Below are 15,275 nucleotides of genomic sequence, written 5' to 3' on the forward strand. Positions count from 1 at the left end.
ACAATTAAGAAACAAGTATTTCGTCAGGTAGTGTTGAAAACTGTATGTGAAGTAGAAGTATAAGAAGAACACAAAGCTAAAATAGAAAATAAATTTTAAATATCTTTTTAAAACTGCGTTATGAGGAGAATTCACGTTGACTACTCCTTTTAAAGTCATATAATAAAATTATTTTTCAACCTATATTCGAACGTTTTTCTGTGTCATTTTATAAAACAATTAGAAAAATGATAGGTAATGTAGCAAGGCTTAGAGAGGTACTAATTAACGTTGCACTTGATACAAACTCCGGCTCTGTATTAAATTGAAGCGCGTACATAGTTGTATTCGCAGCTGTGGGCATAGCAGCCATAATAATCATAATTTGTTTCACCATCTCATCCACAGGTAGCAGAAGTGTCAGTATATAGGCAATAAACGGTGAAATAACAAGTTTAATAGCTAATGACCATGAAACTTTGGCTTTAGCTAAATTTCTAACTGATATTTTAGCAAGCTGCATGCCAAGTACAATCATGATGGTAGGAATAGCTGCACCGGCTACTAAATCAACCGCTTCTTTTACAGAGTTGCTTAATGGAATATGAAGAAACTGAAATATAGCTCCTAAAAGTCCCCCATATACAATTGGTATCCGTCGGACTGCGTCAACGGCTGATTTTATACCATTTCCTTGTGGACTTCCTTTAGCGGCATAATAAACTCCAACTGTACACATGACCAGTTGCTGTATCACCATTAGAATGATGGCAGAGTCTAAGCCTGTAACGCCGAAAAGTAATAAAACAACAGGTGTACCGTAGTTTCCATTATTCATAAATGAGGACGCTAATATCATTCCACAGGTTTCTGAAGTAGAATATCGCTGAAAATAAGCAATAATATAGACGACAACAATTAATGCAAAGCAAAGTGCGAATGTGTATAACGTAAGATATAAGTAATCAATCGTAAATTTGGTTGTGTAAAATGTTTTGAACACGAGAACTGGAGACATCAAATAAAGTGCCATTGTTGAAATCGTTTTTGTATCAAATCCTATTTTCTTTTGTCCAATAAATCCAAGTGCAAAAATCCCGAAAATAGGAAGAAGGATTGTTAGGAACTCCATGTTTGTTCACCTTCGTCATTTTTTCTTTGTTATTTTCCAAATGAAAGACCTAGAAAATTAAAAATCTAGGTCTTTCATTTAAACTAATAAATTATAAATTTAGAACAATGATACGTTCTTCAGTCATTTCTTCAATTGCATATTTCGGTCCTTCTTTTCCGTTACCGCTCTTTTTCACACCGCCATATGGCATATGATCGACACGATACGCTGAAGCATCATTTACAATTAATCCGCCTACTTCGATTTCACGAGCTGCCTTCATAGCAAACTGTAAGTCGTTTGTAAAAAGGCCTGCCTGCAACCCATAGTCAGAATCATTTACCTTTGAAATCACTTCATCAATCTCATCATATTGAGCAATAGCTACTACTGGCCCGAATACTTCTTGACGACAAACTTTCATATCATCATTTACATTGGTCAAAATTGTAGGAAGATAGAAAGCACCATCACGCTTGCCTCCTAGTTCAATTTTTGCCCCTTCTTCCACTGCTTCTTTTACCCATTCTTCTACTCGCTCTGCTTCTTTGAGACGAATCATCGGTCCAATATCCGTTTGCTCATCCATTGGATTACCGACTACTAGCTTTTCTGTTTTTTCTTTTAGCTTATTAACAAATGCAGTATAAATATTCGTGTGAACATAAATTCGTTGAACGGATATACAAACTTGTCCCGCATTATTAAAGCTTTTTTGAGAAATTAAAGATGCAGCTTTTTCTAAATCAGCGTCTTTATGTACGATAGTAGCCGAATTATTTCCTAGTTCAAGTGAAACTTTACGCAAACCTGCCTTAGATCGAATGAGTTCTCCTACTCTTGGGCTTCCTGTAAAAGTAAACATATTAACATCCTGGTTTTCTAATAACCATTCGCCAATTTCTGCCCCATCTCCAGTCAATACTTGAAGGCGCCCCTTTGGCAGCCCTGCTTCTTCCATTAATTCAGCGAGCTTGAGAGCACAAATTGGAGTGACTTCAGCAGGTTTTAATACTACACTGTTCCCAGCTGCAAGTGCTGGTCCGATTTTATGGCAAACTAGATTGATAGGTACATTAAACGGTGTGATAGCTGCAACAACGCCAACTGGGACTTTTACTGTAAAAGCCATGCGATTCTCCGAGCCTTGAGCCGATTCAACAGGTACACCTTCTCCATGAATACGCTTTGCCTCTTCCGCTGAAATTTGTAAAGTTGTAGCCGCACGCTCAACTTCTCCGCGAGATTCACGAATAGACTTTCCAACTTCAATAGCCAAAATTTCAGCAAATTCTTCTTGGCGGCTTAGCAGTAGCTCAGCTGCTTTCATTAATACCTCGTAGCGTTCATATGGTGAAAAAGTGTTTTTTAATGCGTCTTTCGCGCTGGCCACAGCTTTATTTACATCGTGTTTTGTTGCCACTGAGATTTCAGCTGCAGGCTGCTGTGTATATTTATTTAAGACTTCCATTTTTTCTGCTGTTGTTTCCCATTCCCCGTTTACATATAAACCATATTGTTTGACTTGAGTTAAACTCGTCATTATCTCCACATCCCCAATTGTATTAGCATTTTATCTTGTAAGTTCAATATTGTAATGATATTTGTCACTGCGATATTTTGTTACCGTAAATTCAAGTGGCTTATCATCAAAACCGTAACTTACTCTTGTCATTTCAAGTAAAGCTTCTCCGCCCCGTATGCCTAACAGATCTGCTTCATAAATCGTTGCATTAATAGCAGATACCTTCTCTTTAGCTCGTTTTAAGAAGATTTCATTCTCTTCTAGTACTTCATAAAATTTTGCACTATTTAAATCTTGTTCAACTAGTATTTTCCCAATATGCAGAGGCCAGCAAGAACGTTCAATCGCAATAGGCACTTCATCAGCAAAACGAATTCGTTCAATAACTAAAACCTCTTCTCCAGCGTCCAATTCCAGCATGGAAGTTTCATAATACAAATCTTTTTTAAAGTCAGTACGAATGAGCTTTGAATTCGGTGTTAATCCTTTTTCCGCTACTTCTTCTGCTAGCCCTTTAAGCTTGCCTAAGCTGCCGCCGATAAGTGGCTGAGGCTTTACAATTGTTCCCCTGCCTTGTTTTTTTTCCAGCAGCCCGTCCTGTACTAACATAGAAATAGCTTGTCTTAAGGTAGTACGGCTTACATCAAATTCTTGCATTAATTCTTGTTCTGTTGGAATTAACGTATTGGGCTTCCAAACTTTTTCTTGTATACGTTTAATTAAGACATCTTTTACTTGAAGATAAAGCGCGATATTTTTATTAGAACCTATTGTATCTTTCATTTTCTCAAACTCCTTTTAAGTTAGCGTTTGGTATTATTATATAGTATTGGCTAACTTTTACTGTAGCAGAGAAGTACAATCTTCTTATACATACACCTTTGTTTCTAAATTAAGCATACGCCCTAGTTCAATTAGATGTTCTGTCACATCACCATACACTAGTGCAAAGTGAGGCTCATACCCCGCGTGCATAAGTTCATAAAGTGTGTCTGATGCATTTGTCGCCAGTTCCACTTCTACAGATGTACCTGTAAAAGGCTGCTCTACATCTAATGCATTTCCTTTCATCACTAGAAGGCGATACCCATCAGGCGTATGACTTACCCTGAAGATCGTTACTTCTCCTGCTTTTAATCCAAAATCCATCGCAAAACCAATTTTTCTGTTAGGATGTACCCCTGCTGTTGCTCCGGTAGAAGGATTGGCAAGTGAATATGCTCCTGCACCGCAGTGCCAAAAAACAACCGAGTTTTTTTCTTCGTCTATGTGAACCAAATCTCCAAGGTAAGGTGCATTTCCGCCTGCTAACTCACGCAGGATAAACATGGAGATTGATCCGTGAATATCAGACTCACAAGATGTCACCATTCCGTCTTCCGTAAACTGAGACAGCGTTGAGCACGGAGCAGCTCCTAAATCATTAAAGAAATCGGGCCAGCATCGCATAGCTAGTGCATCTAACTCTTCACTTTGAATGTGCTTTTTAATATATGTGGAAAATTGAGCAAATTTAGTAACGGTTTCATCATTTCGATTTAGACCAATCACCTGCTTTTCTGCCCGCTCAACTTCACCTATCCATTCTTGTTCTGGAAGCTTTACACACTCTTTAAACGCTTCTTGTAAATCCATCTTATGAAGAGTTACTCCAAGTGCGCTTTTTAATTCTTCTTCGTTAGCTGCCGAAAAAAAGAATCCTGGTGGATAATCTCCCACTACCCCAATTTTTAATTCGTTCAATGCTTTTAACACGCGCATAACATTAATTTGTCTTAATAGACGCTCCTGTAAAGCTTTCTCATCTGGATTTCCAAATACAAATGCAAACGGATGCTGATGGTTGCGCAGCACATTACTGGTGCTATTTCCACCTGTTAGCGAGTTTAAACGTAAACGTCCACCTACACTTGGTTCACGTACTGACCAAACAATTACAGGCTGTTTAAAATACTCCAATATCTTAACCATAAATTCACCGTCAGCAAACGTAACGCTTTGATATAAAACGGTATCAATCTTATTCCCTTTAATTGAATCAAGAAATCCCTGTAGTTCTTCAACTGAAGTTACAATTTGCTCCGGCGCAATCACAGTACTGCAGTTACCTTTCAGCCACTCCATACTTTTTTGACGATAAATTTCTGCTGCTTCAATATCAAATGTTTTTCTACCTATAGGCACATATAAAACTGTCGTGTTTTGCATATAGAGTTCCCCTTGTCGTAAAACTATTTGTTATAACCATTTTAAAATACATCATTACCTTTATCAACACTAATTTTCCGTTTGACTACATTTCTTATATAAATAGCTTTTAAATTAGATGTGAATTAGTTTAGAAAACAACTCACTCCAAATCGATTTTTTGCGGTAAAATACAGGTGGATAACCTAATGGCGCCTGAACAGTAATAGATCCTCCTGTATACTCTTCACCACTCCATACATGGACCCACTGATCTTCTGGTAAATATACTTCCCACTCTGTTTGGTTTTCTTGGTGAACGGGAGCAACAAGTACATCTTCACCAAATAAATATTGGTATTGAATATCATATGTTTTTTCATCTTCTTCATAGTGCATAAACAAAGGTCGCTGAACAGGAATTCCTCGTCGAGCATTTTCTTCTACAAGCGATTTAATATAAGGTGCCATCGTTACATAAACATTAGACATTCTTGCTAAATGTTCTAGTGCTTCTTCATCACCGTCAAACTGGAAACAATCATCCGGACGATTTCCTTCATGTGTTCTCATCATAGGCGTGAAGGCTCCCATTTCTGCCCACCTCATCAGCAGCTCTTTCGAACGTTTATTGCCATGTAAACTTGTATAGCCTCCAATATCGCTATGGTGTAAGCCGCAACCAATCATTCCTGATGATAAAGCTGCAGGAATAACGGAAGCCAAACCATCATCTAGCGACCAATCTACGCTTTGATCTCCGCCCCAAAGAAGCGTACAGTATTTTTGTATGCCCGTATATCCGGCACGCATAAAGTATACAATCTCACCAAGTTTGCCTGCTTCTGATACCGCTTCATAGTTTGCTTTTGCCCACATCGTTGGCCAAGCATTGTGCATCATTTTAGCGTCGATTCCGTTTTTGAGCACAACATCCGTTGGCAAATATTCGCCAAAGTCGGCCATCCATCCGTCTAATCCAAAATTAATCATATTCTCTTTAATAACTTGTTTATACCATTCAGTAGCCTCTTCGTTGGTAAAATCAACAACTCCACAATAAAATTCACCGAAATCCACTAAATACGTATTTCCTTCCGTATTTAATGCTAAGTATCCTTTATCTTCAGCTTCCTTATATAAATCACCTTCAATGGCTACATAGGGATTAATGTAACCTAGAAAACGAATGTCATTTTCTTTCCACTCTGCAATTTTTTTATCTAAATCTGGGTATTCACTCTCGTTCCATTTCCAATTCCACATTAAACGTTTGCCAAAAGAAGTAATACGTTTGCCCTGCCAATCTTGGCACCATACTCCAGATACTTTCATACCTTTTGCTAAAACTTTTTCTAATTTTTGCTCAACAACATCTGTACCACCTTGAATACCTAAAACCACGCCGTTATATACCCAGTCTGGTAGCTCGGGCTGTCTTCCGAATAAACCTGTAATTTTTTCAACTAATTCAAGGTACGTATCCGCCGTTTCAAACAGCATATATTTAGGTACTTCCCAAACCTGCAGTTCATGGAATGTCTCATTGCGAAAGTCAAAGTCCGCGTATGCCGTTGTTTCAACATGACAATAGTACTTTTTACTAGATACATATGTAGGCTGAGGAAAGTTGGTATTATAATAGTCTCCTCCAGCCTTATCAATTACATCAGCTTGCCATGTTACATATGTTTCTTTATTTCTTCCTACACCAGGCTCAGATGTCCATAAAGGAAAGTTTTTTCCTCTCATATTAAAATGAGAAAGTTGTTCTCCGCATCCATATACTTTCTCTTGTTTATCTGCAGCTACTCGTAACCAAAAACGATTAATGTTCGCATCGTTTTTTTGATATTCTACTTTTAGCCGATTCTCTTCTTCTTTAACTATAAGAGACAGCATGTTATCTCCATTTTTATAGTTGGAGAAATCTATTTTATATGCCCCTTCTATTTCTTCAACAGTTGCGTAGCGAAGAGCTGTACGTTCAGTAACGTAATCTTTAATATCAAAGTTACCTCTATACATTTCAATCGTTTCTTCTCCATAACCAACAAACAGCATTGGTTTTTGTATGGTATGCTGAAGTAGAGTTACACCGTTAAGAGCAACTTCGAATCCATCTTGTAAGATCTCCACATTTACCCCTTTAGTTACGTTTAAGGTACCTGACATTTTTATCTCTCCCATCAATTAATAGATCTTAGTCTTTTGTCTAACATTCATACGCTCTATTGATAAACTTTAATATTTTCTCCTTTTATACCTGGATGTGCACCTTTATTGATTAATTGCTCTCTTTCAGGATGAGCAATTAACCATTTATTTTTCATAAACAATAACTCATCTTCTTTTGTTCTTTTTTGAATATTAGACAATAACGGATCATTTGTTCCTTTAGGTAAAATAACGATTGTTTTAAATCCTTCATTATTTACCTTACAAGGAGCAAAATGTAATGTCGTACTATATAACTCAACTGCTGTTCCTTTAGGTATGAAGAAAGCGATTACATCATTTGAATTAAAAAAGTTATCCTCGACGTCTTGTACCTTTCCTAATAAAAGAACCATATCTGTTATAGCGATGTTGATTTCACTGCTTTTATGATACTCAAGGCCATTTAAGGTTGAATTAGGACCATTACAATATCCAATTTGAATAGGCATATCACCATAAAACGCTTCTTGAAGTTGGTTCTTAATAATGGTATTTTCCATCTCCGTGACGGATGCTACATATACATTCTGATCTTGAGGAATAGCTAAACTATCCATATATGTTTCTAGTTCACTGAAGTCATATTCGTTTACTGCCTTTCCATAAGGTTTAAATTCGCTGTCCTCTATATGATAGAAAGGCACATGTTTGTTTAAGTCTTTCATGTATTCAAAGCTGCTCAACGTTTTCTTCTCTCCTTTTCTATGTAAAAAGCCCCTCAAAGAAGATAATAAGATTCTAAGAGGCGCCTTTTATAAAATACATATGTTTATTTTAAGACAGGAGCTTCTGTAACTGTATTATCCCAAGCATTACGGAATTTGTTTAATCCATAGTCTGTGAACGCATGCTGGAAGCTTTCTTTATATACATCAAATCCACAGGTCACAATATGCGCTCCAGCTTTTGCCGCATCTACAATTTGTTTACCATTACGTAAAGCAGCAACAATGATTTCTGTGTTGTAATCGTAGTTTTTATAGATATTCACAATATCCTGAATATATTGAGTTGTATCGTCCCCGCTATTTTCTTTCCAACCTACAAATGGAGATACAAATTTAGCACCAATTCTTGCAGGCTGAAGTGCTTGTGATGGCGAGAAGACAAGAGTGACGTTAGTAGAAATACCTTCTTTTTCAAATTCCTTTGCTGCAATTAAACCAGGTTCTGTGCATGGAATTTTAATAACAAAGTTTGACGATAACTTAGCAATCTTTGTCCCTTCTTCTACCATATCCTTGGCATTATCCAAATGAGGATTGATTTCTACTGAAATTGGGAAATTTTCGATTCCTTTAAACTCACTTGCAAATTCATCTAGAACCGTTAAGAATGGCTTGCCGCTGTTCATAATATGACGAGGGTTTGTTGTAACTCCATCAATTGCCCAGTTTTCATACGCGTAACGAATTTCCTCTAAAATTGCACTATCTAAAAAATACTTCATCTTTATACCTCCAGTTAAGTGACTATTATCCTTAAAAGATAATAACCTTTATATAATTTGTAATAACCTTTGTATTTATAATATGAAAACGCCACCAATATTTCAAGTACTTTTTGCTAGATTATTAAATTAATTTTGTATTTCGTCCAATTTACCTATCATCTTACATTGGTATTCTATTTTTACTTTTAGCAAGATCCGCTACGATTTTATTGTATTTATCATCTGAAAGTTTATAAAAGAAAAACATTACAATAATTGTTGCAATGGCTAATGTACTTGGATAAATAAACATTAATCCTCTAATTCCTTGCAGCACATTTGCATTCTGCACCGCATTTGGAACGTAACCCACAATTCCTAACACAACACCCGGAATAAAGCCTGCAAGCGCTTGAGAAAGTTTACGGAAGAAAGTAAAGAAAGAATACACGACACCTTCAGATCGATTGCCAGTTTTCCATTCACCGTATTCTACAGCATCAGAAACTAATGCCCAGTTCAAACTGTTTACAAATGAGCTTCCGAAGAAAGCAAAGCAGGCTAATGTAATAAAGATTACTGCGTTATCCGCAAAAACATAAGCTAAAATGTCTCCTACAGCCCAAATTGCGCAGCCTAATATGTACGTAGACTTCTTTCCAATCTTTTTAACCATGAAAGGAACCATTGCTACGCCAATAAATACACAACCAATACTGAAAAAGCCCATATAAGGAACGATTGCTACGTTTTTTAATACGTACTGACAAAAATAAACTTGTACAGCAAGCTTTACGTTAAAAGCTGAAAAGGTAAACAAATTAACTAAACAAAGAATTAGTAAAGGCGTATTCTTAAAAAGCCCTTTATAGCTATCAGTCAGCTTCACATTTGTATTTTGGGGTTTTTCATACACATATCTTTCTTTTACATTGGCATAACAATAGACTTGTAACAAAACACCCAAAAATGCAAAAATAGATACAGCCACTAAATAACCAGTAGATTGATTGTTAAACATTAAGACAATCGGCATAAATCCTACAGTTGTAATAAGAAGTCCTAAATTTGAGCCTGCTTGTCTAAATGATGCCATTTCTGCTCTTTCAACAGGATCTTTTGTCATCGCAGGTACCATTGATCCATAAGGAATATTTGAAATGCTATAAATCGTTCCAAATGCCATATACGTTACATATGCCCATATAATCTTTCCGGTTAGTGAAAAATCCGGATTAGTAAAGCTGACTATTGTTATCAAAGCAAGCGGTATTGCAGCATAAAGAAAGAATGGTCTAAATTTGCCTTTAGGACCTATCTTCTTTCGATTATCAATCCAAGTACCTACTGTAATATCAGCGAACGCATCCCATATTTTCGTAATTAAAAATACTAAACCTGCTGTTGCAGAAGGCAAGCCTAACGCGTCGGTATAAAACTTCAGCAAATAAATTTGACCCAAGTCTAACATAAAGTTATTTCCTACATCTCCCAATCCATAAGCAACCTTCTCTTTAAGTCTTAGTTTCTTAGGCGTATTAATTGAATGTTCTACATTTTGAACCAATGGCTGTCCCATAAGTTCTCCCCCTTTGTTTAACACATTTTAAGACTTCACATTAAACATGCATCACATAAGAGATTATAACCTTGATACACTTCCAAACTTATAATCTCCTCTAGGTTGATACTAAAATCACCTCTCTTTTCATAACATCACAATGTTTCAAAAAAAGTTACTACCTTTTTACTTATAATATGAAAACGCATACAAATTATCAAGTGTTTTTTTATTTTATTTTAAAAAAAGAGGAAAAATAATTCTAAAAATTCTATAGCTATCTCTTGAGGAGTAAGTCTACCCTATCCTTATAAACTCCTCGTTAACAATTTTGAGCGACAGGTAGAAAGTATATCAACATCTACCTTTGGGCTATTCGAGAAAGAGAATAAACTCGTTATATCGAGGATGGATAAAGATCTGTATATAACGGAAATTATAGCTTCATTGAACCCCTTGCCTACCAAGGGATTTTTTTGGGTGTGTGCCAGAAAGAATAATTTATGTGTACTAGTTTTTGATATCATATATAGCTTAGAATAGAGAAAAAACCTACATAATTGTGCATAAAATGTCGGATGGCATTGTTTGAATCCTGCTATTCTGACAATAAGGGAGGTCATAAAAATGGATTTGCTTAAAAATATGAACAGAGCTTTGCATTATATTGAAGAGAATCTAACTAACGATATAAATTTTAGAGAAGTAGTAAAGCTAGCTCTTTGCTCGGAGTATCACTTTAAGAGAATGTTTTCTTTTCTTGCAGGTATTACTTTGTCAGAATACATTCGCAGAAGAAGACTTACTCTTGCAGCATTCGAACTTAAAGATAAGAACGTGAAGGTTATTGATATTGCGATTAAATACAGATACAACTCACCGGATTCTTTTGCACGAGCTTTTCAAAACTTGCATGGTATAAGCCCTTCAGAAGCCAAAAAGGATGGCCGTTCACTTAAGGCTTATCCACCCATGACCTTCCAGCTATCGATTAAAGGAGGAGATGAAATGAACTATCGAATTGAAGAAAAAGAGGCATTTCGTATAGTCGGCATTAAAGAAAGAGTTCCTATAATTTTTCACGGAGTTAACCCAAAGATTGCTGCTATGTGGGAAAGTTTACAGGATGAAACAATAGATAAACTAAAAAAACTTTCTAATGTTAAACCATTAGGGCTGCTTAGTGCGTCTGTAAATTTTTCTGAAGGACGAATGGAGGAAAAGGGGGAGCTTGATCATTACATCGGGGTAGCAACAACCAAGAATTGCCCCCATAATTTAATAAAGCTTGAAGTACCTGCTTTGACATGGGCTGTATTTGAAGCCGTTGGGCCATTCCCTGATACTTTACAAGATGTATGGGGACGGATTTATTCCGAATGGTTTCCATCCTCAAATTACGAACAAGTAGAGGGACCAGAAATTTTATGGAATGAACATAAGGATGTAACCTCACCGACTTTTAAAAGTGAGATTTGGATACCAGTATCAAAAAAATAATGCTGATTCAATAATAAATATTTTAATATAAGAAAAAGGGAGTCCACAAATGTAATCTCCCTTTTTTTAATTTATAGCTTTCTGTAATGCTGGTTATGACAACTATAAACTTACGAAGTATAAGTCGTACTAAGCAAATTTTTTATTTATTGTTATATTGTTTTATAACTGTAATTATAACTGCCAGTAACAGAACAATTGCGCTATTTATAAGTAAGTAGTATCCAACTTGTAAACCATAAAATATGGCAAAAGCGTCTCTAATGATCAACAGTGCTAATGTACCGCCTATTGCCCCAAATAAAGCCGCCAGTATCAATATTGTAAAAGCAGCAGCGTATAAACTTTTCTTTTTTTTGTAGGATATAAATCCAACGATATTTGAAATGATAATAAAGAATCCGATAAGTATTAAGAAAAAGTTAGCCATTTTCTTTAATTCTCCTCTACGGACTATTAATTGGTTAAAATTATCAATATCTAATATAACTTTAACATAACATTCTATGTGAAAGTTTTGCTTCTTATAACATGTTTTATATTCATCAAAAAGAAGCTGACTTACAATTTAAGATCTTTCTTTATATTTTTCTTTATAACTAAACTGGCTAAGCGTTTGCGCGCTGATTCCATAGGACCCATTTTAAAATAATGAAGCCACAAAGTAGCAAATAACATTTGAAACAAACAGATTAGTATCCAAACAAAAATGACGAAGAATGAACGAGGGTGTCCACCCCACCCAAGGCCCCATCCATAAAATAAAATTGAGCTTAAAACATTCTGTAACACATAGCAACTTAAAGACATCTTACCTACTTTTTCTAAAACGCTCCATAATGAAAAGTCCTGAAATTTTTCAATTAGGAAACTAATGGCTCCCATGTATCCAAGCGATAAAATAGGGGCAAATACATACCTCACTGGAAAATCAAAGTATCCTCCAGGAACAAATAATAATAGGTTTAGAGGTAGCCCAACTAAAAGTCCCGCCTTCATCATCCTCTTTCTGATATTAATACCATTGGAATTATGGTCAAAAGCTCCTATTCTCACTAGTAAAGCACCAATTAAAAACATGCATATATTAAATGGAATGACGAAAATTGCTTCTGTGCGCAGCTCCCAAAAATGAAAAAGTCGATACTGAATTTGATTCATCCACGATCCATGTTGATAAAGGTTCACCACTTCTTTTGGGACAGCAACTAGCTCATCTCCTATTGAGTTAGTTAGCACACCTAAGAACACAAGTACTATAAAGAAAAGATGAATCGCTGCTGCACTAATTATTGTTATTCGTATCAGCGTCTTCCGCATTTTCACGATAAACGATACGACAATGGCAGTTACTGCATAAGACATTAAAATGTCGTACTCTAAGACAAAAATAAAGTGCAAAAGCCCTTCCGTTAATAAGATTAAAGACAGCCATATGTACCTTCCCGGCCAAGTCTGATTTAATCGTTTTGATTGCTGATATTTCAGTTCTAAACCAACACCAAACATAATAGCTAAGAGCCCAAGTAATTTCCCGTTAATTAAGGATAGAAAAAGGATTCTTAAAAAATCATCTCCTGATAACCACCATTTGTTATGGGTAAAAGTAAATATATAATTTATATCTCCCAGATAGGCAAACAGCCAAATGTTCGTTCCTAGTGTTCCCAGAATCGCTAATCCTCTTAATATATCTAAAGAGCGAATTCGTTCTTTATTCTTCACTTCTCATCTCTCCATCCGTTACATTTACTCTAATACCGTTCCTAAAAAGGATTGTTTATTTTTGTTACTCTCCTTCTTGGTATGTCATAGTTCAACTATATTAGATTACGTTGCGTCACCTTCAACCCTTATTTTTAAATATTTTAAATAAATGAATGAATTATTTTTAGTGAGATAAAGAAAGCGTGGATACGTTTTGAGAAGTGCAAAGACTGCCCGCTTTGGAAACAAGTTTAGCCAAAAGGTATACTCGCGTCTGCAGAGTACTAATTACAAAAAAAGAAACCCTCGTATTTTCAAGGTTTCTTTTTTAAAAATATTCCACTCTAAGCGACAATTGAAGATGAATTAAAATGCTGTTACTGTGATATAGCGTTTTCCGACGTTTTGTAATTCATAAGGTAAATAACGTCGTTGAATACACACTTTCTGAAAGCTAGCATCTAGCTTTTAGAAAGTTCGTTTATCTCCCTTTCAATAAGAGCCACTGAAATTTCGAATGCTTGTATCCGTCTTTTAGCTAAGGTGATTTGAGATTTATATCTATCAGCGTTTTCTTTACCTTCAAACGTTTTTACTGTCTGTCTGAGTTTATGTAAAGTTGAATCAATTTGACGTTTTGCTTCAACTAATTCAGCTACATCAAATTTCATTTACGTCCCTCCTTTTATAATTGTTATTGGCAGCCTTCTCATATAAAAAAGCTGATGCCTCATCTCTGTATAAAGCATATCATCAAGATCTATTCCTTGCTGCTCTACCTCTTATTAAATGACCGTACATAAGAGTGAACAAATGCTAGAGTTTAACCCTCCCATTTATCTCCATCCGTAATCCACTTATCATTTTGCAAATCATAGCATGTATCATAATCATGAAAACTAAAATAGGTAGATAACGTACTACCCTTTCCGTCTGCCTTATTTCGACACTCTACAAACCATTCTACAATGGCTTTTGTTTCACCTTCCTATATTTCCTGTGCGGAAGTTTTATAGAACGCCCAAAATCCATCTTCTTTGTCAACAGGTATACTATACATTTCAATCTCGTCAAACAAGTCGTAGATATCTGAAAAAATACTGCTATTTTCCCCTTTTCAATTTATATTGTTATTGTATAAAATGAAATTTTCTTTTCTCTTACTTAAATCTTACGTTTTTCTTAATTTTCTTTTTATAAAAATTAGAATTTTACCCTTTATATTAAATAGAATAATAGTCAAGCTCGAATAAAACCTGATCATCTATAATAAAATTTAAGGAAAAACCTTTTTGATCATACTATGTAGGTTTTTATTAGGTTCATTCTATGAAATGTAATAGATTATTCAGAAGGAAAAAGGAGTGAATACAAATGAGTTTAGCCACCTATATAGGTTCGAATGCAGAATTACCACCTATTAATGACGAACTGGATGATATAGTTACTATTGGAAGATGCTTTTCAGATGAAATGCATCGATTAAGCATAAAAAAACATCATTTTACTACTTCTTATGTTTATGAAGTGTCAAGTGACTGGGGAATTGAAATTACGGAATATATGAATAAAAGCAGACTGAAAGAATCAAAAGAGAAACTACTTGCACTGTGTCAATTGATGCATCACTATCTTAAATCAGGTGATTTTTTTGAATTGTATAGTTGTTGGATAGGAGAAGAAGCTGAAAAGCGAAAAGGAGAACTAACTTTAAACATCCATTACTTTGATATAGATGCTATTGAAATGCCTGAAAAAACATTAGTTAGAATCGAAAAATAAACTTTCCTTATTATGCTAACAATTTTTTGGCATTTATAATATGAACGCAAAAAAAGCTATTTCAATCGTATTGGCATCGGAGTGAAATAGCTTTTTCTACTTTACATTCAAGAGTGTGTTAGATCCTTATGGATATCTTCACATGTGAATTGTATCACAAACTTTTCTGCGTGTGAAGATGAAAAATGAAATTTGTATGACAAATATCGAGAAAAAGAAGAATGGTTGATTTGTTTGACAGCATCTTTATTAATATTAATTATATTTA

The 15,275-nt window shown here is 35.3% G+C and carries 13 protein-coding genes; 2 read left to right on the forward strand and 11 right to left on the reverse strand.

Translation table 11 applies throughout. The features are described from left to right. Window positions 1-208: 208 nt before the first annotated feature. From ACFX4G_RS23635 to ACFX4G_RS23670, 8 genes are all read right to left on the reverse strand, one after another. Window positions 209-1,111, reverse strand: a complete 903-nt coding sequence (locus tag ACFX4G_RS23635; protein WP_097823022.1) for an AEC family transporter — start codon at window positions 1,109-1,111, stop codon at window positions 209-211. 91 nt (window positions 1,112-1,202) lie between these two features. Next, window positions 1,203-2,636: an aldehyde dehydrogenase family protein gene (locus ACFX4G_RS23640; RefSeq protein WP_377577355.1), complete on the reverse strand. Its 1,434-nt coding sequence runs from the start codon at window positions 2,634-2,636 to the stop codon at window positions 1,203-1,205. A 30-nt stretch (window positions 2,637-2,666) separates the two neighbouring features. Further along, window positions 2,667-3,401, reverse strand: coding sequence for a GntR family transcriptional regulator (locus ACFX4G_RS23645; protein ID WP_043980950.1), 735 nt, complete (start codon window positions 3,399-3,401; stop codon window positions 2,667-2,669). Window positions 3,402-3,485: 84 nt separating this feature from the next. Beyond that, window positions 3,486-4,826 carry a sulfoquinovose isomerase gene (gene sftI / locus ACFX4G_RS23650; RefSeq protein WP_097823024.1) on the reverse strand — a complete coding sequence of 447 codons (1,341 nt, stop codon included), beginning with the start codon at window positions 4,824-4,826 and terminating at the stop codon, window positions 3,486-3,488. A 114-nt stretch (window positions 4,827-4,940) separates the two neighbouring features. Continuing rightward, window positions 4,941-6,980, reverse strand: coding sequence for an alpha-glucosidase (locus ACFX4G_RS23655; RefSeq protein ID WP_377577358.1), 2,040 nt, complete (start codon window positions 6,978-6,980; stop codon window positions 4,941-4,943). Between the two features lie 56 nt (window positions 6,981-7,036). After that, window positions 7,037-7,708: a DUF4867 family protein gene (locus ACFX4G_RS23660; RefSeq protein ID WP_377577361.1), complete on the reverse strand. Its 672-nt coding sequence runs from the start codon at window positions 7,706-7,708 to the stop codon at window positions 7,037-7,039. An 86-nt stretch (window positions 7,709-7,794) separates the two neighbouring features. Continuing rightward, window positions 7,795-8,475 (reverse strand): transaldolase family protein, encoded by a 681-nt coding sequence (locus tag ACFX4G_RS23665; RefSeq protein ID WP_050690312.1) that lies wholly within the window; start codon window positions 8,473-8,475, stop codon window positions 7,795-7,797. A 163-nt stretch (window positions 8,476-8,638) separates the two neighbouring features. Then, window positions 8,639-10,036 (reverse strand): glycoside-pentoside-hexuronide (GPH):cation symporter, encoded by a 1,398-nt coding sequence (locus tag ACFX4G_RS23670; protein WP_097823027.1) that lies wholly within the window; start codon window positions 10,034-10,036, stop codon window positions 8,639-8,641. 609 nt (window positions 10,037-10,645) lie between these two features. Here ACFX4G_RS23670 and ACFX4G_RS23675 point away from each other — a divergent pair. Further along, window positions 10,646-11,518: an AraC family transcriptional regulator gene (locus ACFX4G_RS23675; RefSeq protein ID WP_097823028.1), complete on the forward strand. Its 873-nt coding sequence runs from the start codon at window positions 10,646-10,648 to the stop codon at window positions 11,516-11,518. A gap of 142 nt (window positions 11,519-11,660) precedes the next feature. On the opposite strand, the gene ACFX4G_RS23680 is transcribed toward ACFX4G_RS23675, so the two are convergent. The 3 genes from ACFX4G_RS23680 to ACFX4G_RS23690 form a co-directional block, all read right to left on the reverse strand. Next, window positions 11,661-11,948 carry a hypothetical protein gene (locus tag ACFX4G_RS23680; protein ID WP_043980937.1) on the reverse strand — a complete coding sequence of 96 codons (288 nt, stop codon included), beginning with the start codon at window positions 11,946-11,948 and terminating at the stop codon, window positions 11,661-11,663. 131 nt (window positions 11,949-12,079) lie between these two features. Beyond that, on the reverse strand, window positions 12,080-13,243 hold the full coding sequence (locus tag ACFX4G_RS23685) for a DUF418 domain-containing protein (RefSeq protein WP_377577366.1): 1,164 nt from the start codon (window positions 13,241-13,243) through the stop codon (window positions 12,080-12,082). Between the two features lie 443 nt (window positions 13,244-13,686). Further along, window positions 13,687-13,896 carry a hypothetical protein gene (locus ACFX4G_RS23690; RefSeq protein ID WP_043980934.1) on the reverse strand — a complete coding sequence of 70 codons (210 nt, stop codon included), beginning with the start codon at window positions 13,894-13,896 and terminating at the stop codon, window positions 13,687-13,689. 703 nt (window positions 13,897-14,599) lie between these two features. Between ACFX4G_RS23690 and ACFX4G_RS23695 the strand changes: the two genes are divergently transcribed. Next, window positions 14,600-15,007: a hypothetical protein gene (locus ACFX4G_RS23695; RefSeq protein WP_377577369.1), complete on the forward strand. Its 408-nt coding sequence runs from the start codon at window positions 14,600-14,602 to the stop codon at window positions 15,005-15,007. Window positions 15,008-15,275: the final 268 nt, after the last annotated feature.

Source organism: Priestia sp. YIM B13486, assembly GCF_042787865.1.
Classification (GTDB): domain Bacteria; phylum Bacillota; class Bacilli; order Bacillales; family Bacillaceae_H; genus Priestia; species Priestia megaterium.